General features: G+C 72.6%; 19 protein-coding genes. 2 read left to right on the top strand and 17 right to left on the bottom strand.

The annotated features are described in order from the left end of the window. Positions 1–4: 4 nt before the first annotated feature. The 13 genes from AB0M92_RS11920 to AB0M92_RS11860 all read right to left on the bottom strand — a co-directional run bounded on the left by AB0M92_RS11920 (position 5) and on the right by AB0M92_RS11860 (position 14765). On the bottom strand, positions 5–673 hold the full coding sequence (locus AB0M92_RS11920; protein WP_366101982.1) for a 1-hydroxy-2-methyl-2-butenyl 4-diphosphate reductase: 669 nt from the start codon (positions 671–673) through the stop codon (positions 5–7). Further along, complete coding sequence (shc, locus tag AB0M92_RS11915; RefSeq protein ID WP_366101981.1) at positions 673–2631, bottom strand: squalene--hopene cyclase; 1959 nt, start codon at positions 2629–2631, stop codon at positions 673–675. Before shc ends, AB0M92_RS11920 begins: the two co-directional genes overlap by 1 nt. Before the next feature lie 118 nt (positions 2632–2749). Continuing rightward, entirely contained in the window at positions 2750–3904 is a 1155-nt protein-coding gene (locus AB0M92_RS11910) for a polyprenyl synthetase family protein (protein ID WP_366101980.1), read from the bottom strand. Then, the gene (gene hpnE / locus AB0M92_RS11905; protein WP_366101979.1) at positions 3901–5280 is read right to left on the bottom strand and encodes a hydroxysqualene dehydroxylase HpnE; all 1380 of its coding nucleotides are present in this window, start codon (positions 5278–5280) and stop codon (positions 3901–3903) included. The genes AB0M92_RS11910 and hpnE overlap by 4 nt, the downstream gene beginning before the upstream one ends. Positions 5281–5452: 172 nt before the next feature. Continuing rightward, a complete protein-coding gene (hpnD, locus tag AB0M92_RS11900; protein WP_366101978.1) occupies positions 5453–6421 on the bottom strand; it encodes a presqualene diphosphate synthase HpnD in 969 nt (322 codons plus the stop codon). Positions 6422–6429: 8 nt separating this feature from the next. Continuing rightward, a complete protein-coding gene (gene hpnC / locus AB0M92_RS11895; RefSeq protein WP_366102157.1) occupies positions 6430–7365 on the bottom strand; it encodes a squalene synthase HpnC in 936 nt (311 codons plus the stop codon). Positions 7366–7707: 342 nt separating this feature from the next. Next, positions 7708–8490 carry an ABC transporter ATP-binding protein gene (locus tag AB0M92_RS11890; RefSeq protein WP_048474981.1) on the bottom strand — a complete coding sequence of 261 codons (783 nt, stop codon included), beginning with the start codon at positions 8488–8490 and terminating at the stop codon, positions 7708–7710. Further along, the gene (locus AB0M92_RS11885) at positions 8483–9421 is read right to left on the bottom strand and encodes an ABC transporter permease (RefSeq protein ID WP_366101977.1); all 939 of its coding nucleotides are present in this window, start codon (positions 9419–9421) and stop codon (positions 8483–8485) included. The genes AB0M92_RS11890 and AB0M92_RS11885 overlap by 8 nt, the downstream gene beginning before the upstream one ends. Before the next feature lie 126 nt (positions 9422–9547). Next, the gene (locus tag AB0M92_RS11880) at positions 9548–10432 is read right to left on the bottom strand and encodes a glycosyltransferase (RefSeq protein WP_366101976.1); all 885 of its coding nucleotides are present in this window, start codon (positions 10430–10432) and stop codon (positions 9548–9550) included. After that, positions 10429–11208 carry a CDP-alcohol phosphatidyltransferase family protein gene (locus AB0M92_RS11875; RefSeq protein ID WP_366101975.1) on the bottom strand — a complete coding sequence of 260 codons (780 nt, stop codon included), beginning with the start codon at positions 11206–11208 and terminating at the stop codon, positions 10429–10431. The genes AB0M92_RS11880 and AB0M92_RS11875 overlap by 4 nt, the downstream gene beginning before the upstream one ends. Then, complete coding sequence (locus tag AB0M92_RS11870; RefSeq protein ID WP_366101974.1) at positions 11186–12247, bottom strand: iron-containing alcohol dehydrogenase family protein; 1062 nt, start codon at positions 12245–12247, stop codon at positions 11186–11188. Before AB0M92_RS11870 ends, AB0M92_RS11875 begins: the two co-directional genes overlap by 23 nt. Further along, a complete protein-coding gene (locus AB0M92_RS11865; protein WP_366101973.1) occupies positions 12235–12987 on the bottom strand; it encodes a phosphocholine cytidylyltransferase family protein in 753 nt (250 codons plus the stop codon). Before AB0M92_RS11865 ends, AB0M92_RS11870 begins: the two co-directional genes overlap by 13 nt. Further along, on the bottom strand, positions 12984–14765 hold the full coding sequence (locus AB0M92_RS11860) for a DUF5941 domain-containing protein (RefSeq protein WP_366102156.1): 1782 nt from the start codon (positions 14763–14765) through the stop codon (positions 12984–12986). Before AB0M92_RS11860 ends, AB0M92_RS11865 begins: the two co-directional genes overlap by 4 nt. Before the next feature lie 317 nt (positions 14766–15082). On the opposite strand from AB0M92_RS11860, the gene idi reads away from it, so the two are divergent. Next, positions 15083–15682, top strand: a complete 600-nt coding sequence (gene idi / locus AB0M92_RS11855; RefSeq protein WP_366101972.1) for an isopentenyl-diphosphate Delta-isomerase — start codon at positions 15083–15085, stop codon at positions 15680–15682. Between the two features lie 77 nt (positions 15683–15759). Here the strand turns inward: idi and AB0M92_RS11850 are convergent, their stop codons facing one another. Then, on the bottom strand, positions 15760–16251 hold the full coding sequence (locus AB0M92_RS11850; protein WP_366102155.1) for an ATP-binding protein: 492 nt from the start codon (positions 16249–16251) through the stop codon (positions 15760–15762). A gap of 130 nt (positions 16252–16381) precedes the next feature. Further along, positions 16382–17065 (bottom strand): DUF308 domain-containing protein, encoded by a 684-nt coding sequence (locus AB0M92_RS11845; RefSeq protein WP_366101971.1) that lies wholly within the window; start codon positions 17063–17065, stop codon positions 16382–16384. Between the two features lie 77 nt (positions 17066–17142). Here AB0M92_RS11845 and AB0M92_RS11840 point away from each other — a divergent pair, with 77 nt between their 5' ends. Continuing rightward, entirely contained in the window at positions 17143–17937 is a 795-nt protein-coding gene (locus AB0M92_RS11840) for an enoyl-CoA hydratase/isomerase family protein (RefSeq protein WP_366101970.1), read from the top strand. Here the strand turns inward: AB0M92_RS11840 and AB0M92_RS11835 are convergent. Together AB0M92_RS11835 and AB0M92_RS11830 are read right to left on the bottom strand one after the other, a co-directional pair. Next, positions 17915–18550 (bottom strand): DJ-1/PfpI family protein, encoded by a 636-nt coding sequence (locus AB0M92_RS11835; protein ID WP_366101969.1) that lies wholly within the window; start codon positions 18548–18550, stop codon positions 17915–17917. The two genes, AB0M92_RS11840 and AB0M92_RS11835, sit on opposite strands and share 23 nt — an antisense overlap. 60 nt (positions 18551–18610) lie before the next feature. Beyond that, positions 18611–19582, bottom strand: a complete 972-nt coding sequence (locus tag AB0M92_RS11830) for a GlxA family transcriptional regulator (protein ID WP_366101968.1) — start codon at positions 19580–19582, stop codon at positions 18611–18613. Between the last annotated feature and the right edge of the window lie 67 nt (positions 19583–19649).

The following is a 19649-nucleotide window of genomic DNA, read 5'->3' as shown; positions in this document are numbered from 1 at the left end:
TGGCTCACCTCCTGGGGAGCAGCAAAGAACGGTGCCAGTCATAAAACGCGGGCAGTACGGCACGCAATACGCGGAAGGCCGATATTCCACCGCGGAGCGTGCCGATGCGGACGAGCTCATGCTCCGGAGCGTCCACGATCACCCGGACGGCCGCAACCGGACGGATCCAGCCATCGGCGGCGGCCTCCATCGCGGTCCACAGGGTGGCCGCGGACTCCATGTCGACCGCGACGGCGCCGGTGGCGCGCAGCTCGGCGCGCTCCTGGCCGCGGACGACGTGGTCGGATCCGGTCAGAGCGCCGGTGTGCACGGTGCGGCCCGGAGCGGCCCGGGCCAGTGCCTCGGCGAGCAGTGCGGTGCCCTCGCAGGCGACGGTGCCCCGCGGATCGCGGGTCTCCTCGGCGACCACGAGGTCGCCGGGGCTCATGCCGGGGACCAGTCCGGCGCAGAACCCGGTGGCCAGCACGGGGGCCCGGCCCAGCCCCGGCTCGGCGAGCGCCCGCCCGACCGCCCGCTCGGCGGCGCGCGGGCCCATGCCCGTGCGCAGCACGGCGTAGCCCGGTTCGGGGCGGGCCGCGCCGCGGCCGCCGCCGCTGCGCAGGGCCGCCTGCTCGATGCGCAGCGCGCAGGCGACCAGCAGCGGCGGGGGGAGGACTGCTCGGGCGGCGGCCATCAGACCCCTCCGGGCGCGAAGGGTTCCCCGTACAGATAGCGGCCGAGCGCGGTGAGCGGGAAGACCTGCCGGTACAGGTGGTAGTTGATGGAGAAGTCCCACGGGAAGCCGGTTCCGGTGAAGTGCGGCTCGTCCCAGGAGCCGTCACCCAGCTGGGTCTCCACCAGGTACGCGATGCCCCGCCGGGCGGCCTTGCCCTCCCGCTCCCCCGCCGAGAGCAGGGCCATGAGCGCCCAGGCCGTCTGCGAGGGGGTCGAGGCCCCCTTCCCGGCCCACTGCGGGTCCTTGTAGGAGCGCTGGTCCTCCCCCCACCCGCCGTCCTCGTTCTGTACGGATTCCAGCCAGCGCACCGCCCGCCGGATCGCGGGATGCGCCGGGGCGAAGCCCGCGGTCGTCAGGGCCGGGACCACCGACCCTGTCCCGTACACGTAGTTGGTGCCCCAGCGGCCGAACCAGGCACCGGAGGGCTCCTGTTCGGCGAGCAGCCAGGCGATGCCCCGCCGGGTCCGCGGGTCGGCGGCCTTGCCCTCCACGGCGAGCATCTCCACCACGTGGGCGGTGACGTCGGCCGACGGCGGATCGATGACCTCGCCGAAGTCGCAGAACGGCAGCCGGTTCGGGAAGGGGCTGGTGTTGTCGGCGTCGAAGGCGCCCCAGGCCCCGTTCCTCGATTGCATCCCGAGGTTCCAGGAGACCCCGCGGGCGATGGCGCCCTCGATCCGGGCCGGCTCCGGGTGCTTGATCCGGCGCAGCGCGAGGACCACCTCGGCGGTGTCGTCGATGTCGGGGTAGGTGTCGTTGTGGAACTCGAACGCCCAGCCGCCTGGGGCGAGTCCGGGCCGCCGCACCGCCCAGTCGCCGGTGCGCACGATCTCCTCGCCGAGCATCCAGTCGGCGGCCTTCACCAGGGCCGGGTGGTCGGGCGCCAGGCCCGCGTCGGCCAGGGCGATGGCGGCGAGGCAGGTGTCCCAGACCGGCGACTGGCAGGCCTCGATCATCCTGGCGCCGTCCTCGCGCCACACCGCGAACCGGTCGAGGGACTCCAGCCCGGCCCGCATCACCGGGTGGGCGAGGTCGTACCCCAGCAGGTGCAGGGCGATGACGGAGTACACGGCGGGTGGCTGGATCCCGCCCCAGCAGCCGTCGTTCTCCTGGCGCTCGATGATCCAGCGGGCGGCGCTGTCCATCGCGGCCTTGCGCAGCCGGCGCGGGGCGAACCGGCGGTAGACGTGCAGCGCCTTGTCCATCCGCTGGAAGGCGCCCTCCCAACTGGTCAGCGGAGCGGGGCGCTTGGCCTCGGGGTACGGCCGCCGCGCATCGGTGTGCAGCTCGTCCAGGGCGAACGGGGCCGGGCGTACGGGCCGCTTCGCGGAGACCACGGTCAGCGGGACGATGGTCTGGCGGGCCCAGCAGCCGAAGTCGTAGATGTTCAGCGGCACCCACGGCGGAAGGAACACCAGCTCGGGCGGGAGTTCGGGCAGTCGGTCCCAGCTCCACCAGCCGAACAGGGCCAGCCAGATGCGGGTGAAGACGCGGGCGGCGGCGATCCCGCCGTGGGCCCGGATCCAGGCGGAGGCGCGGGCCATGTGCGGGGCGTCGGGCGCGTCGCCGGCGAGCCGCAGGGCGACGTACGCCTCGATGGTGGCGGAGAGTTCGGGCGGGCCGCCGTGGAAGGTGGCCCAGGTGCCGTCGGCGCCCTGCTCGCCCCGGATGAAGAGGGCGGCGGCCTGCGTGGTGGCCTCGTCCCTGATCCCGAGGAACTGGCGCAGCAGGAGGTCCTCGGCGTCCATGGTGACGTTGGTCTCCAGGTCGCCCTTCCACCATCCGGCCGCGTCCTGGCGGGCCAGCAGGTGCCGGGTCGCGCGCGCGGCGGCCTCCTGCGCACCCGGCACCGTCTCCGGTGAGGTGATGTCCGGATCGGCGCCGGGGGCACCGGCGCCGTCGGTCGTCGCTGTCATGGCTTCCCCTTACGTGGCAGTGAACCTCTGCTGTGCTGGGGGTACGCCGTCGGCCGGGCGCTCCCGTCAGGGGGCGCCGGCCGGCGACTCGCGCGTCATATCCCTGCCCGGGTGGCGGTCACCTCTTGCGCACCACGACGAAGTCGGCGAGCGCGACGAGCTGTTCGCGCACCCGCTGGGGCATGTCCACGTCGTCCAGCGCGCGGATGGCGATCGCGTGCTGGCGGCGCGCCTCCTCGGCGGTCCACTCGCGCCCGCCCGCGGCCTCGATGAGCGCGGCGCGCGCGGCGAACTCCTCCTCCGAGAAGTTTTCGAAGTCGTTGCTCTTGGCGTCGGCGGCGAGCAGCCGGCCGAGCTCCTCGCAGGCGGGCCCGCCCGCCGCGAGGGCGGCGACGACCGGCAGGGACTTCTTGCGCTGGCGCAGGTCGCTCCAGGTCTGCTTGCCGGTGGCCTCGGGGTCGCCCCAGATGCCGAGGAGGTCGTCGACGGCCTGGAAGGCGAGGCCGAGGTGGTAGCCGTACTCCTCCAGCTTGTCGGCCGTGCGGTCGTCCGCGCCGCCGAGGACGGCGCCGATGGAGACCGCGCAGGCCAGCAGGGCGCCGGTCTTGTTGCCCTCCATCTCCAGGCACTCCTCGACGCTGACGCGCTCGCGGTGCTCGTACGAGATGTCCTGGGCCTGGCCGTCGATGAGCTTGCGGCTGGCGGTGGTCAGCCGGCGCGTGGCGCGCCCGGCCTCGACGGTGCCGAGCTCCAGCAGGACCTCGTTGGCGAGGGCGAACAGCGCGTCGCCGACGAGGATCGCCAGCGCCGGCCCGTGCACCTTCCACACGGTGTCGCGGTGGCGGCGCTGCTCGTCGCCGTCCATGAGGTCGTCGTGGAGCAGCGAGAAGTTGTGGACGAGCTCGACGGCGACGGCGCCCGGGATGCCGACCTCGGCCGAGGCCCCGGCGGCTTCGGCGGAGAGCAGCGCGAGGGCGGGGCGCACGGCCTTGCCGCCGTCGCCGTCCGCCGCGTTGCCCTGGGCGTCGATCCAGCCGAAGTGGTACGCGGCGACGGTGTCCATGGGCGCCGCCAGCCGGTCGACCGCGGCGCGGAGCACGGGGGTCGACAGCGCGCGGCCGCGCTCCAGGAGTGCGAGCGTGTCCGCCTTCTCGACGTCCCCTCCGGCTGCGCCGTTGCCGGCGTCCGTGTTCTCGACAGCCGGATTCCCCGGGTTCACTGGCTCTCCTCTGTGTCCTGTACGTGCTGCTGCGGTCGTGCTGGTGGTCGTCATGCCGCCTCCTGCAGGGGGTGCTCCCGGTGGCGGCCGAGTGCGGCGAGCGCGGCGTGCGCCGCGCTCAGTCCGCTGCGGACAGCGCCCTCCATGGTCGCGGGCCAACCGGTGGCGGTCCACGCACCGGCGAGGTAGAGGCCCGGCGTGTCGGTCCGCGCCCCGGGGCGCAGCCGGCCGACGCCGGGGGTGGGGGCGAACGTGGCGGTCCGCTCCCGGGTCACGAAGAAGTCCCGTACCTTGGCGCCCCGCGCGGCCGGCAGCAGCCGTTCGAGCTCGGGCAGGTACTTGGCCCGCAGCACCGAGACGGGCTCGTCGATGTCGTCCTGGGCGGCCGACTGGGACAGCGCGAGGTACTGGCCGCCGTCGGGGAGCCCGGAGGCGTCGGTGCGGTCGAACACCCACTGGACCGGGGAGCCGAGCGCGGCGAAGAAGGGCTGCTTGAGCACCTTGCGGTCGTAGACCACGTGGACGTTGAGGATGGGCGCCGTGCCGATGTCCAGGAGCCTGTCCGGGTCGGCGAGGGCGCCGGGCGGCAGCAGGGCGTGCGCCTCGCGCTGCGGGACGGCGAGGACGACGACGGCGGCGTCGAGGGACTCGCCTTCGGTGTCGACCCGCCAGTTCCCGTCCTGCGTACGGCAGACGCCGGTGACTCGGGTGCGCAGTTCGGTGCGCACGCCGGCGGAGTCGAGCTGTTTGCGGGCGAGGGCGTCGTGCAGGTCGCCGAGCGGGACGGTGGCCCAGCCGATGTCGGCGGCGCCGTTCTCGGAGAGCAGGCCGGTCTTGAAGACCATGGCGGCCAGGCCCAGCGAGCAGTGGCCGGCAGTGGCGTTGAGGGTGGCGATGCCGACGAGGTCCCACAGGGCCTCGATGGTGCGCGGGCTCTGGCCCTGGCGGCCGAGCCAGGTCCCGAAGTCCACGCCGTCCAGGGCCGGGTCGGCGGGGTCGAGCCGGCGCAGCGCGAGGGCGGCGCGGCCGACGCCCGCCCGCTCGGCGAGCGAGAGGTGCGGGTAGCGGGCCAGGGAGCCCGCGAGGTGCAGGGGCACGGGCAGGGCGCTGCGGCGCAGCCGGCCCAGGCGCGGCCCGGCGGGATGCGCGACGTCGAGTACGGGGACGTCGAGCCGGTCCTGGACCGGTGCGAGGTGGGCGCCCTCGACGCGGTCGAGGAACCACCGGTAGGCGGTGCAGCAGCGCAGGTAGACGTGCTGGCCGTTGTCGACGGTGAGCTCGCCGCGCTTGAAGGAGAAGGCGAGCCCGCCGAGCCGGGGGCGGCCTTCGAGCAGGGTGACCTTCAGCCCCCCGTCCGCGAGTTCGAGCGCCGCCGTGACGCCGGCGAGCCCGCCGCCGATGACGACGGCGTGCTGTTCGGTCGCGCTCATGCGGCCTCCCCCGTCGTACGCCGACTGCTCGCCCGGGCGGCCGTCCGGGCGGAGCCCGCACGGTGAGACGCGGCGGGCCCCGCCGGGGTTGCCCGCCGGCGGTGCGGCGGTGCGGCGGGCGACGGCCCGGTGCGGTGCGCCGCCACGGTGCGCGGCGTCTGCGTCGGGCTCATCAGCTCCGCCTCCGCGTGCCCTGGCGGGAGATGGTGCGGGCGTCGAGGCCCGAGAGGCCGCGCACGGCGACGTACGCCTTCTCGTGCGGGGGCAGCGAGACGCGGCCGCGGAGCACGGCCTCGGGTTCGCGCTCGATGCGGTCGAGGAGGCGCCGGTAGATGCCCGCCATGGCGGCGACGCAGGCGCCGCTGCGCCGGTCGAGCATGGGCAGCAGCCGGTAGCCCTCGACGAACAGGGCGCGGGCGCGCCGCACTTCGTGGTGGACGAGCCCGGCGAAGTCGGCCCCGGCGGGCATCCGGTCGCTCCCGAACCCGTCCGAGCAGCCGAACTTGGCGAGGTCCTCGGCGGGCAGGTACGTACGTCCGTTGGCGGCGTCCTCGCGGACGTCGCGCAGGATGTTGGTGAGCTGGAGGGCGAGGCCGAGGGTGTCGGCGTACTCGCCGGCCCGTGCGGCTTCGGCCGCGCCGAGGCCGCCGGTGTTCACGGTGCCGAACACCCCGAGGGAGAGCCGTCCGATGGCCCCGGCCACGCAGCGGCAGTAGACCTTGAGGTCGTCCCAGGTCTCGTAGGTCTCGCCGCGGACGTCCATGAGGACGCCGTCGATGAGCTCGTCGAGGCCGCCGAGCGGGATCGGGAAGCGGCGGGCGGCGTGGGCGAGCGCGACGGCGACCGGGTCGGTGTCGTCCTCGTCGATCTCCTCGGCCCGGATCCGGCCGAGCAGGGCGCGGGTCTCCTCCAGCCGGGCGAGCTTCGCCTCGGGGGCCAGGGTGCCGTCGCCGATGTCGTCGACCCGCCGGGAGAAGGCGTACAGCGCGGACATCGCCTGCCGCTTGTCGGAGGGCAGCAGCCGGATGCCGTAAGCGAAGTTGCGCGCCTGGGAGCCGGTGACGGCCTCGCAGTAGCTGTACGCCGCCAGGACCGCCGGGGACGGTGCGAACGGTGTGGACGTGTGTGCGGAACCCTCCACGGTCGGGCTCACCCCTTTCTCGGCGCTGTGCGCAGGACGGCGGCCACCTCGCGGAGCAGTCCGCTCTTGGTGGGCTTGGGCGGGCCGGGAAGTACGTCGAATCCGGCGGCGGTGACGGCTCGCAGGGCGGCGCGCCCTCCTCCCACGAAGCCCGCGAGCAACAGCCGGAGCCTGCCGTGCACGCTACCCACGAGCGGGATGCCTTCATTGAGCAGGTCCCGGGCGCGTTCCGCCTCGAACGCGACCAGGGAGCGCACGGCCGCGCCGGCGCGGTGGGCCCCCAGGTCGGTCTCGGCCACGTGGAAGCGGCGCATGTCCTCGGCCGGGAGGTAGATCCGGTCTCGGCCCAGGTCCTCCGCGACGTCCTGTACGTGTTCGACGATCTGCAGGGCGGTGCACACGGCGTCGGAGCGGCGGATCCGCTCGGGGGTGGCGGTGCCGGTGAGGGACAGCACGAGGCGGCCCACCGGGTTCGCGGAGAGCTCGCAGTACGCGAGGAGGTCTCCGTACGTGGCGTAGCGCGTGACGCGCTGGTCCTGCCGGTTGGCCTCGATGAGTGCGAGGAAGGGCTCGGGGGTGAGGGCGTGGGCGCGGACCACGGGCCGCAGCGCCTGCACAAGGGGGTGGCGCGGGGGGCCGCCGGGGCCGCCGAAGACACGGCGCAGGTCGGCTTCGAGGGCGTCGAGCATGGCGAGCGGTTCGTCCGCCGCGGCCGGGTCGAGGCCGAGGAGCACGGCGTCGTGTCCGCCGGGGGCGAGGTCGCCGTCGCCGATGTCGTCGACCAGGCGGGCGTACCCGTACACCGCCATGAGGCCGTCGCGCCAGGCGCGGGGGAGGAAGGCCGGGGCGACGGGGAAGTTCTCCGAGCGCGCCTTGCCGAGGGTGGCGTACGCCTGCGCTCGGGCGTCGGGGGCTGTGGGGGCCGCGTCCCGCCGTGGCCGGATACCGTGCCCGGGGGTCACCGCCCGCCGCCCGCGCGGGGGACGGCCGTAATGCCTGGGGGCCGGAGAATTCCCGTAGCCATTGCCGTCACATCTCCCGTTCTACACTGCCGACCCAATACATCCTATTTCGGACACGCCGCCGGACATTCCCCGGGGTACCCCAGGCCGTTCACCTGCGGGGAATCGTCCCCTCTGGCGTGATTCAGGACGGCTCCAGCTTACGCTGTACAACGCCGCGGCAGCCTCTCGGGTATTCACACGGCTACCGAATGTCGGCGCGGGCGCCCCGGGCAAGCCGAAGCCCCCGCCGCGCGGAGCGACGGGGGCCGGCGAGGACCTCGGTCAGGCGCTGGTCGCCTTCTCGTAGGCCGAGACGACTTCCTCGGTCGGCCCGTCCATCAGCAGTTCACCCTTCTCCAGCCACAGCACGCGGCTGCAGGTGTCGCGGATGGACTTGTTGTTGTGGCTCACCAGGAAAACGGTTCCGGCGTGCTTGCGCAGTTCGCGGATGCGCTCCTCGGAACGCACCTGGAACTTGCGGTCACCGGTGGCCAGGGCCTCGTCGATCATCAGAACGTCGTGGTCCTTGGCCGCTGCAATGGAAAAGCGCAGGCGTGCCGCCATACCGGAGGAGTACGTGCGCATCGGAAGGGAGATGAAATCGCCCTTGTCGTTGATGCCCGAGAAGTCGACGATGTCGTCGTATCGCTCCCGGATCTGCTCGCGGCTCATTCCCATCGCGAGACCGCCGAGGACCACGTTGCGCTCACCGGTGAGGTCGTTCATCAGTGCGGCGTTGACACCCAGGAGCGAGGGCTGACCGTCGGTGTAGACCTTGCCGGACTCGCAGGGCAGCAGGCCCGCGATGGCGCGCAGCAGGGTGGACTTGCCGGATCCGTTGGAGCCGATGACGCCGATGGCCTCACCGCGGTACGCCGTGAAGGACACGCCGCGCACGGCGTGGACCCGGCGGACGCCCGGCGCGTCGCCCTTGCCCCGGCGCATTATCTTGCTCAGCGCGGCGGTGGCACTGCCCTTGCCGGACCTTCCGGTGTTGACGCGGTAGACGATGTGCACGTCGTCGGCGATGACGGTGGGGACGCTGCCCCGGTTGATCTCAGCCACGGCCGTAACGCTCCTCAGCCTTCCAGAAGTACACGAAACCGCCGAGGCCGATCACGACGGCCCAGCCGACGGCGAAGGCCCAGACGTGCGGCGGCAGGTTGTCCCGGCCGTAGTCGTCGATCATCGCGAACCGGACCAGGTCCATGTAGATCGCCGCCGGGTTCCACTGGAGCACGTCCGAGACCCACGCGGGCACGTGCCGGTCCGCGAGCGCCCCGCTGATCGAGAACATGACGCCCGAGGCGTACATCCACGTGCGCGTGATGAAGGGCATCAGCTGCGCCAGGTCCGGGGTCTTGGCACCCATCCGTCCGAAGACCAGCGCGAGGCCGGTGTTGAAGACGAACTGGAGCGCCAGCGTCGGGATCACCAGCAGCCAGGACAGCCTCGGGTAGTTGCCGAAGCCGACCGCGACGATCACCACGACGATCATCGAGTACAGCAGCTGCTGGAGCTGCTGCATCGAGAAGGAGATCGGCAGCGAGGCGCGCGGGAAGTGCAGGGCCCGGACGAGGCCGAGGTTGCCGGGGATGGCCCGGACTCCCGCCATCAGCGAGCTCTGGGTGAAGGTGAAGACGAAGATGCCCGTCACCAGGAAGGGGATGTAGACCCCCTTCTCCATGCCCCGGCCCGCGTTCAGGATCAGACCGAAGATCAGGTAGTACACCAGCGCGTTGAGCAGTGGGGTCGCCACCTGCCAGATCTGGCCGAGCTTCGCGTCGCTGTACTGCGCCATCAGCTTGGCCCGGGAGAACGCCATGATGAAGTGGCGCCGGTCCCAGAGCTGCCGCACGTATTCGGCCAGGGTCGGCCGGGCACCGCTGACGGACAGGCCGTACTTCCTGGCGAGCTCCGCGGGGCTCAGCCCGGCGTCATCGGACGGCGGCTTGCTCGTGGCGAGGGCGCCATCCTGCTGGGTTGTGTCACTCACAAGTTGAAACTTTCCGTCTTCAAGATGCGGCAGAAGGTGGCATCGGGCCTGGGGCGCTCGGCCCGTGATCATGCATGTCCGGGCACGCGTGTTCCGTGACCACGTATGTTCTCAGACGCGAGCGTGTCAGATCACAGGCGGTCGGCCCAGCCGGGTCAGCCGCCAGACCGTACGCCACTTCATGGGGCGCCGGGGACCGCAGGGGGTGGTCCATCCCTCCTTGAACCCACCGAACCAGGCCTTGAGCGCCGGTGCCGAGGGCTTGCGCAGGAGCGTCAGCAGGAGCCAGACGCCCAGGTAGACCGGGACCAGCGGGGCGGGCAGGTTACGGCGGGCGAGCCACACCCGGTTACGAGCCACCATACGGTGGTAGACCGCGTGCCGGGAGGGGGCGGTCGTCGGATGCAGGAGCACCATGTCCGCCCGGTAGTCGATCAGCCACCCTGCGTCGAGTGCCCGCCAGGCGAGGTCGGTTTCCTCGTGCGCGTAGAAGAACTCCCCCGGCAACGCTCCGACCTGCTTGAACACCGAGGTGCGGACGGCGTTGGCGCCGCCCAGGAAGGTGGTCACGCGGGAGGAGCGCATCGGGTCCGAGGCGCGCAGCCGGGGCACGTGCCGGCGCTGGGTCTCGCCGGACTCCGGATCGGCGATCCGGAAGCTGACGATCCCGAGCCGGGGGTCCTCCGCGAACGCCTGGCGGCACAGCTCGGCGGTGTCGGTGCGCTCCAGCAGCCCGTCGTCGTCGAGGAAGAGCAGGGCGTCGACCTCGCCGCCGCCGGGGCCGAAGGCCTCGATGCCGACGTTGCGGCCGCCGGGGATGCCCAGGTTCTCGGGCAGCTCGACGCAGCGGACACCCTCGGGGAGCCCGGTGAGCTTGACCCCCTGGCCCACGACGACGACCTCGACCGGGTCGCCCTCCTGGCGGGCCACCGAGTCCAGGAGCGCCTTGAGCTCGTCGGGGCGGTTGCCCATGGTGATGATCACGGCGCCCAGCCGCATCGGCGTCGTCACTTGAGCCTGCTGGAGGCCAGGATCGACACGAGGTGCAGCACCGTCTGGAGCATCGCGATGCCGGCCAGCACGGCCACCCCGAGCCGGGTGAAGAACAGGTCGCCGCGCACCTGGTCCACGATCGCCAGCAGCAGGATGAGGAGCGAGGCCTCGATGCCGAGGACGAGCCGGTGGAACTTGAGCGCGGACGCGGCGCGGCGGGCGAGCGCCATGCCGGAGGAGCGCGGTTCGGCGGCGGACTCGGCGACGGGCTCCTTGCCGGTCTGGTGCCGGGCGACGCCGACCAGGTCGGTCTCGGCCTTGATCAGGATGGCGCCGAGGGCCGCGAGGGTGCCGAGGAACGCCCACAGCCAGTCGATCCGGCCCGTGCCCCACAGGTCGGACGCGCGCAGGCCGAAGCCGACGAGGACCGCCGCGTCGCACAGGTAGGCGCCGACCCGGTCCAGGTACACGCCGGCCAGGGAGTACTGCTTCTTCCAGCGGGCGACCTCGCCGTCGACGCAGTCGAGCAGCAGGTACATCTGGACCGCCACCACACCGAGGACGGCGCCCCAGATGCCCGGGATGAGCAGCGCCGGGCAGGCCAGGACACCCGCGAGGGTCATCACGTAGGTCAGCTGGTTGGGCGTGACCTTGGTGTTCACCAGGACCCGGGTGATGCGCAGGGAGATCTCGCGCATGTACAGGCGACCGCCCCAGTGCTCGCCACTGCGCCGGTCCTTGACGCCCGGCGGGTGAACGACGGGCCGGAGTTCAGCTACGGATGGTCTTGGCATAGTCGGCGTACGCGTCCCTGATCTCGGCTGTGGACAGATTGAGGTGCTCCAGGATCGTGAAGCGTCCCGGGCGGGTCTGGGGGGCGTACTCGACGGCCGCGACGAACTCGTCCACGCTGAAGCCGATCTCGGCGGGCAGCACGGGCAGCCCGTGGCCGCGCAGCGACTCGGCGAAGAGACCGGCCTGCTCCTCGGCGCCGCGCAGGAACATCGCGAAGGCGGCGCCGAGGCCGACCTGCTCGCCGTGGAGCGCGGAGCGCCCGGGGTAGAGCAGGTCGAAGGCGTGGCTGATCTCGTGGCAGGCGCCGGAGGCCGGCCGGGTGTCACCGCTGATCGACATGGCGATGCCGGTGAGGACCAGCGACTCCGCGAGCACGGTGAGGAAGGTGTCGTCGCCGCAGCCGCCGGGGTGGCGCAGGACGGCCTCGCCGGCCGTACGGGCCATGGCGGCGGCCAGGCCGTCCACGGGCTCGCCGGTGATCTTGTGCGAGAGCTCCCAGTCGGCGATGGACGAGATGTTCGAGAGCGCGTCGCCGATCCCGGAGCGGACGAACCGCACCGGGGCGTCGCGGATCACGTCGAGGTCGATGACCATCGCGATCGGCGTGGGCACGCCGTAGGAGCCGCGGCCGTTGTCGTTGTCCAGCGTGGCCACGGGCGAGCAGATGCCGTCGTGCGCCAGGTTGGTGGCGACGGCCACCATGGGCAGCCCGACGCGCGCCGCGGCGTACTTCGCCACGTCGATGATCTTGCCGCCGCCCAGGCCGACGACGGCGTCGTAGCGACGGCCCTTTATGTCGTCGGCCAGCTTGACGGCGGAGTCGATCGTGCCGTCGGCGACCGGGTACCAGTCGGCGTGCGGCAGTACGGGCTCCAGCTTGGAGCGCAGCTGCCGGCCGGAGCCGCCGCTGATCGCGATCGCCAGCTTGCCGGACGCCGAGATCCGCTGGTCGGCCAGGAGGCCGGCCAGGTCGTCCATGGCACCGCGGCTGATGTCGACGACGACCGGGGAGGGGATGAGCCTCGTCAGTACTGGCATGCGATCGTCCGGCCCTTGGCGAGGTCGTCGTGGTTGTCGATCTCGACCCACTTGACGTCGCCGATGGGGGCCACGTCGATGACAAAGCCGTCGTTGACGAGCTGCTGGTAGCCGTCCTCGTAGTACAGGTCGGGGTCGCACTCGAACGTGGTCTTCAGCGCCTCGGCCAGGGCCTCGGCGGCCTCCGGCTCGATCAGGGTGACGCCGATGTACTCGCCGGTGGCGTCGGAGGGCTCCATGAGCTTCGTGATCTTCTGCACGCCCTTGGCGCCGTCGACGACGACCTTCATCTCCTCGTCGGCCAGGCTCTTGACCGTGTCGAGGGCGAGGATGATCTTCCGGCCCTCGCCGCGGGCGCCCAGCAGGGTCCGCTCGACGGAGACCGGGTGGACGGTGTCGCCGTTGGCGAGGATCACACCCTGCTTCAGGACGTCACGGGCGCACCACAGGGAGTAGGCGTTGTTCCACTCCTCGGCCTTGTCGTTGTCGATCAGCGTGATCTTGACGCCGTACTTGGCCTCCAGGGCCTCGCGGCGCTCGTACACGGCCTCCTTGCGGTAGCCGACGACGATCGCGACCTCGGTGAGGCCCACCTCGGCGAAGTTGCCGAGGGTCAGGTCCAGCACGGTCAGGCTGTCCTCGGCGCCTTCGGGGCCGACGGGCACGAGGGCCTTGGGCAGGGTGTCGGTGTAGGGACGCAGGCGGCGTCCGGCACCGGCAGCGAGTACAAGGCCGATCATGCTGGTTCTCCTTCGTCATGTACGGCGGGTGCCCCGGAGGAGACCCAGAAGCGGATGCTCTCCACGAGCACCACGAGTGCCACGAACACGGCCAGGGCCGTGAGCGCGGCGGGGAAGTCCGCGGCGCGCGTCGCCAGGACGGAGGCCAGGACCGCGGTCAGCAGGACCCGGCCGTCGTGACCGCCGATCGTCCACACCAGCTTGCGCGGGGGCGCGCCCGATCCGCCGCGGATGCGGTAGACCGTGTCGTAGTGATGGTAGGCGACCGCCGCGACCAGTCCGAATGCCGCGGGAAGGGCCCCGGGCACGTCCGCCTTGGCGGCGAGGACGAGCACGGTGGTGTACTCGGCGGCCCGGAAGACGGGCGGGACGAGCCAGTCGAGGGCGCCCTTGAGGGGGCGGGCGACGGCCGCTCCGGCGAGCACGGCGTAGAACGCGGCGGCGATGATCACCTGACGGGCGCCGAACTCGTACGCCCAGGCCGTCCACAGCAGGGCCACCGAGCCGATCACGGCGGCGGCGATGCCGGCCCCGGGGGCCATCCGGCCCACCAGCCGGCCGGCGAGCTCGGCGACCGGGCCGGAGTCGGCGAGGTCGGCCAGTGCCTGGGCGGCGCGGTCGGTCCTCTGCGCCTTGCGGGTCAGCGAGCGCAGCACGCGGCCGGCGGTGGTGTAGAGGGCGCCGAAGGCGCAGCCGACGAGCAGGGCGTAGAAGACGATCCGGGGGGTGGTGGCCGCGGTGAGCACCGCGATCATGGCCCAGCGCTCGCCGATCGGCAGGATGATCATCCGCCGGACCCAGACCGTCCAGCCGACGCTGTCGAGTTTGTCGGACAGGGCCGCCGTGGGGCTCGTATTGGCGGTGGCGTCGTGGTTGGCCTCGTTGAAGGCGAAGTCCACGACGTGGCGGCAGGTCATGAGGATCATCGCGCCGAGCGCGAGGGCCCACACGTCGTCGCCGTTCCTGGCCGCGCCGAGCGCGAGCCCCGCGTAGAAGGAGTACTCCTTCGCGCGGTCGAAGGTGGCGTCGAGCCAGGCGCCCATCGTCGAGTACTGGAGCGAGTAGCGGGCGAGCTGCCCGTCCGTGCAGTCCAGTACGAAGGAGACGAGGAGCAGCACGCCGGCGGCGACGTAGCCGCCGCGCTCGCCGGTGGCGGCGCAGCCGGCCGCGATCAGCGCGGTGATCAGCGAGGCGGTGGTGACCTGGTTCGGGGTCAGGCCGCGGCGCGCGCACCAGCGGGCGATGTAGCGCGAGTACGGGCTGATGAAGAAGGTGGTGAAGAACCCGTCGCGGGACTTCACGGCGGTGCGCAGGCGTACGGCCTCGTCGTCCACGGCTGCGACGGCGGCGTCCGCCGCGGCGCGCTCGGCCCCGCTGGCGGGGACCGCGGCGACCAGGGTGCCGAGCTCGGGGTGCTGGACGGGGGTCCCGGCGGCCTCGACGGCCGCGGCGAGGCGGTCCGCGTACGGGCCGCCGCCCTCGGCGGGGAGGGCCGCGGCCTTCTCCAGGGCCGCCCGGGCGCCCGGCTGGACGGCGAGGGCGCCGGTGACGGCGCAGGCGTCGAAGCGCGGGTCGGTCAGCGCGAGCCGCAAGGCGTGGACGTGTCCGACGAAGGCGCTGTCGACGACGGCGACCCGCTGGTCGGCGGGTACGCCGGCCAGCACCGCGGCGGCCTCTTCAGGACCGGCGGCCGGGCGGACGTCGAAGCCGAGGGAGCGCAGCTCGTCGGTGAGCGGTGATCCGGGTACCGGCAGGCCGGTGAGGATGACGGTCGGCAGACGGACTCACTCCTTGCAGCGAACACTGGACGGGCGCCCCGGCGGGGGCGGCGGCACGTCGGCAGAGGCTATCGGATGAATGGAAGCGGGGGTTCACCACCCGTTTACTCCCCGATAAGCCGAATATTGCGGGGCTTCGGGCCCCGGCGCGATCATCATTGACGATCGCGCCGAGATACCACAAACCCGGGGTGCACGGCTGCTCCGCCCCCGCCGCTTACCACGCCGCGGAGGCGGACATGCGCGGATGGCCGAAGTGGGGACAAGCCTCTTTTGTACGGCAGACTGAAGGTCGAAGTCCGAAGCGAAGGATGGGTATGCCGACCACACCAGCCACCGCCGCGAACACCGCGTCCCCCGGCACCGGCACTCAGGAACCGATCATGCTCGAACTGGTCGATGAGTCCGGCAACACCATCGGCACGGCGGAGAAGCTCTCCGCCCATCAGGCGCCCGGTCTGCTGCACCGGGCCTTCTCCGTGTTCCTCTTCGACGAGCAGGGCCGCCTGCTGCTCCAGCAGCGCGCCCTCGGGAAGTACCACTCCCCCGGCGTCTGGTCGAACACCTGCTGCGGTCACCCCTATCCCGGGGAGTCGCCGTTCGCGGCCGCGGCCCGGCGGACCCACGAGGAGCTGGGCCTGTCGCCCTCGCTGCTCGCGGAGGCGGGAACCGTGCGCTACAACCACCCGGACCCGGCGTCGGGCCTGGTGGAGCAGGAGTACAACCACCTTTTCGTGGGACTCGCGCAGTCCCGGCCGCAGCCCGATCCGGAGGAGGTCGGGGACACCGCGTTCGTGACCGCCGAGGAGCTGGCCAAGCGGCATGCCGAGGCGCCGTTCTCCGCCTGGTTCATGACCGTGCTCGACGCGGCCCGGCCCGCGATCCGCGAACTGACCGGGGACGCCGCGGGCTGGTAGTCCGTACCGGAGTGCCGGGCGTACCGGAGTGCCGGGCGTACCGGAGTGCCGGGCGTACCCGGCGCCCGTACTCCGCCTCAGACCGCGGGTGCGGCGAGCGGCAGGGCCGCCCAGATGACCTTGCCGCCCGTCGAGGTGTGCTCGACGTCGCACACCCCGCCGGACTCGCGCGTGACCTCGCGCACCAGGAGCAGGCCGCGTCCGCCGGTCTGGCCGAAATCCGCCTCCAGGGCTTTGGGGCGGTACGGGTGGTTGTCCTCGACCGCCACCCGGACCCAGTCCCGGCCGATGGCGACCTCGACCGCGACCTGGGGCGAGAGCAGGGCCGCGTGCCGGACGGAGTTCGTCACCAGCTCGGAGACGATCAGCAGCAGCGAGTACACGAGGTCCCGGTCGGCCGGGACGCCCTGGCGGCCGAGCAGGTCGCGCACGGCCCGGCGGGCCTGCGGAACGGATTCTTCTACAGCGGGCACGGTGAACCGCCACACGCCCTCGTACGCGAGGGGGTCGGCCGGGGCGGCCGCCGGCTCGCCCTCCTTGGCTGGCGGGACGCTCCCGCTGACATCCATCTTCCGGCCCCCGTCTTCACGCTCGATCGTCTCCACGCGTCAAGAGTGGGGAGCGGACCGGTCCGGACCGGACCCCTGACCAGAAGTCAGCGTCAATCGGACGCTTTCTGACCGTTGGCGTATGACAGCGTCAGTTGTGCGACCGTTCCTGATCTTCTGTGGGGCCCTTCCCGGCCGCGATGTCCGGCCCGCCGCCGCCGGCGGCGTCCACCGGGGGCCCGTCTTCCCTGACCAAGCCCAGAATGCGCCGGGCGCTCATGCCCAGGAGGATCAGGCTCAGCCCGTCGAACAGCAGGGCGAGGGAGAAGAAGGTTCCGATCACGTAGAGACTGCTGCTCGGCCAGCTGGCGAGGACGAGGAAGCCCAGCAGGATCCCGAAGGCGCCCTGGACCAGGTTGACCCACAGGTTCGTCCCGCGCACCACCAGGCCGCCCACCAGCCGGAACAGCCCGCCGACGAGGAAGAGCAGCGCGGCGAACATGGTCAGCGCCTCCGCGCTCGCCTCGGGCCTGCGCAGGATCACGAAGCCGGCCGCGATGTTGATCGCGGCGACGACGACGGCGAGCCAGAAGTGGTTGCTCCTGCGGGACTGGAACGCCTGGACCAGGCCCACCAGACCGCCGGCGAGCAGCAGCCAGCCGAAGAGGAACATCGTGGTCAGGGTGGCGAAGGCGGCATAGAACAGGCCGACCAGGCCGGCCGCCACCAAGAGCACCCCGAGCGCGGCCAGCAGCCCGAAACTGCGCCCCAGCTGCTTCTTGTCCCCGGCTCGGACCTCGACCGGGGACGCGGCCCCGGAACGGTCTGCGCCCATGGTCGTGCCACCTTTCAGCACCCCCCGGACGGACTCCCCCGATCATAGGATCGGCCGTCCGGGATAGCATCCGGCGCATGGACGCAGCCCTCCTGCACACCGTCGCCGACGGGATCGCCACGGTCGTCATCTCGCATCCCGCCAAGCGCAACGCGATGACCGCGTCGATGTGGCGCGCGCTTGCGGAGGTGCTGGACGCACTCGCGGCCGATCCGGCCGTACGGGTGCTCGTCCTGACCGGGTCCGGACCGACCTTCTGCGCGGGGGCCGACATCTCCTCGCTCACCGGGGACGAGGACCCGCAGGCCCTGGCCGTGGCGGCCGAGGAGGCCCTGGCCGCCTTCCCCAAGCCGACGCTCGCGGCGATCCGCGGGTTCTGCGTGGGCGGCGGCAGCCAGTTGGCCGCGGCCTGCGATCTGCGCTTCGCGGAGGAGGGGGCCTCCTTCGGGGTGACCCCGGCGAAGCTGGGCATCGTCTACCCCGCTTCCTCGACCCGCCGCCTGGCCGCGCTGGTCGGTCCCGCGGTGGCCAAGTACCTGCTCTTCTCGGCGGAGCTGATCGACGCGGAGCACGCGCTGCGGGCCGGATTCCTGAACGAGCTGCTGCCGGCCGGGCAGCTGGACAAGCGGGTGGCGGACTTCGCCCGCGTGCTGACCACCCGTTCGCAGCTGACCCAGGCGGCGGCCAAGGAGTTCGCGAACGGGCGGACGGACCGGGACGCGTACTGGACGGACCAGGCGGCCGCCAGCGGCGACACCGCGGAGGGTGTCGCCGCGTTCCTGGAGCGCCGTACGCCGTCGTTCGGCTGGACCACCGGGCAGGGCCCCGCGCCGGCGACCGCGCCGACGGCTACCGGCCGTCGAGCGGGTTGACCGCGCGCAGCCGCGCCACGATCTCGGCCGGTGCCTTGTCCGGCGAGCCGGCGTCGTAGGGCGGCCGGGGGTCGTACTCGGTCATCAGCTGGACGGTCTGGGCGTACTCGTCCCCCGCGATCCGGCCGAGGAGGCCGAGGCCCATGTCGATGCCGGAGGACACCCCGGCGGCGGTGACGTACTTCCCGTCGTACACGACGCGCTCGCCGGTGGGCTCGGCGCCGAAGGCGGGCAGCCGGTCCAGGTAGAGCCAGTGGCTCGTGGCCCGGCGCCCCTTGAGCAGCCCCGCGGCGGCCAGCAGGAGCGAGCCGGTGCAGACCGAGGTGGTCCAGGTGCTGGTGGCGTCGACGGCGCGCAGCCAGTCGACGACGGCCGGGTTCTCCATCTCCAGCTCGGGGTGGGGCCCGCCCGGGACGATGACGATGTCGGGCCGGGTCACCTCGTCGAGACCCTTGTCGGCGACGAGGGCGAGCGCCCCGTTGTCGGTCCGCACCGGCCCGGGCCGCTCCGAGACGAACACGACCTCGGCGCCGGACAGCCGTCCGAGGGTGTCGAAGGGCCCGATGGCGTCGAGCGCGGTGAACCGGTCGTAGAGCAGGACTGCGATCTGCATGCTTCCTCCAGGGTGGTGGTGTACCTGCCGAGCGGTGTCGTGCGGTGGTCTGGACACCCCCTAGGTGCGGTCGGAGCCGAAACGGCGCCGGTATTCGGCCGGGGGCTGGCCGAGGGTCTTCACGAAGGCCCGGCGCAGGGCCTCCGGGGTGCCGTAGCCGCAGGCGCGCGAGATCTGGGCGACCCCGTCCCCGGTGTCCTCCAGGAGGCGCCGCGCGTGTTCCACGCGGACCCGCTCCACGTAGCGGCCGGGCGTGGCCCCCGTCTCCGCCCGGAAGGCGCGCGCGAAATGCCGCGGCGAGAGCCGCGCCCGCGCCGCCAGGGCCTCCACGCTCAGGTCCGCGTCCGGATGCTCCGTGATCCACTGCTGCACCTCCCGCAACGGATCCCGTTGCGCGGTCTGCGCCGCCAGCTGCGCGCTGAACTGGGCCTGGTTGCCGGGCCTGCGCAAGAACACCACCAGGTGCCGCGCGATGCGCAGTGCCGGCTCCCGTCCGTGGTCCTCCTCCACCAGCGCCAGCGCGAGGTCGATCCCCGCCGTGACCCCCGCCGAGGTGGTCACCGGGCCGTCGCGTACGTAGATCGGATCCGGTTCGACGGTCACCTCCGGGTAGTCCCGGGCCATCTGCTCGCACGCGTACCAGTGCGTCGTCGCCCGCCGCCCGTCCAGCAGCCCGGCCTCGGCGAGCAGCAGCCCGCCCGTGCAGACGGAAACCAGCCGCTCCGCGCCACCCCCGTGCGCGCGGAGCCAGTCGGTCAGCCTGGGTTCGAAGTCCCCCCGGTACTGCCCGCCCGGCACCAGCAGGGTGGTGCCGGTCCCCGGCCGCGCGCTCTCCAGGTCCCCGTCCGGCACCAGCGTGAGCCCGCTGCTCGTCCGTACGGGCGCGCCGCCCGGGGAGACCGTACGGATCGCGTACCCGTCCCCGGCCCGGCCCGGCAGGTGGCCGACCGCGGCGAACACCTCCACGGGTCCGGTCACGTCCAGGCTCTGCACGCCGTCGTAGAGGACGACGAGCACGTTTCGGGGCGACATGACCCCATGGTGTGACGCGGCGCCGATGGCCGCAATGACGCTCGTCCCACCTTTACGGCCATGCCGC

Source organism: Streptomyces sp. NPDC051582, assembly GCF_040681715.1.
In the GTDB taxonomy this organism is placed as follows: domain Bacteria; phylum Actinomycetota; class Actinomycetes; order Streptomycetales; family Streptomycetaceae; genus Streptomyces.
Note: the sequence above shows the minus strand (reverse complement) of the source record. Positions and strands in the feature narration are given on the sequence as shown.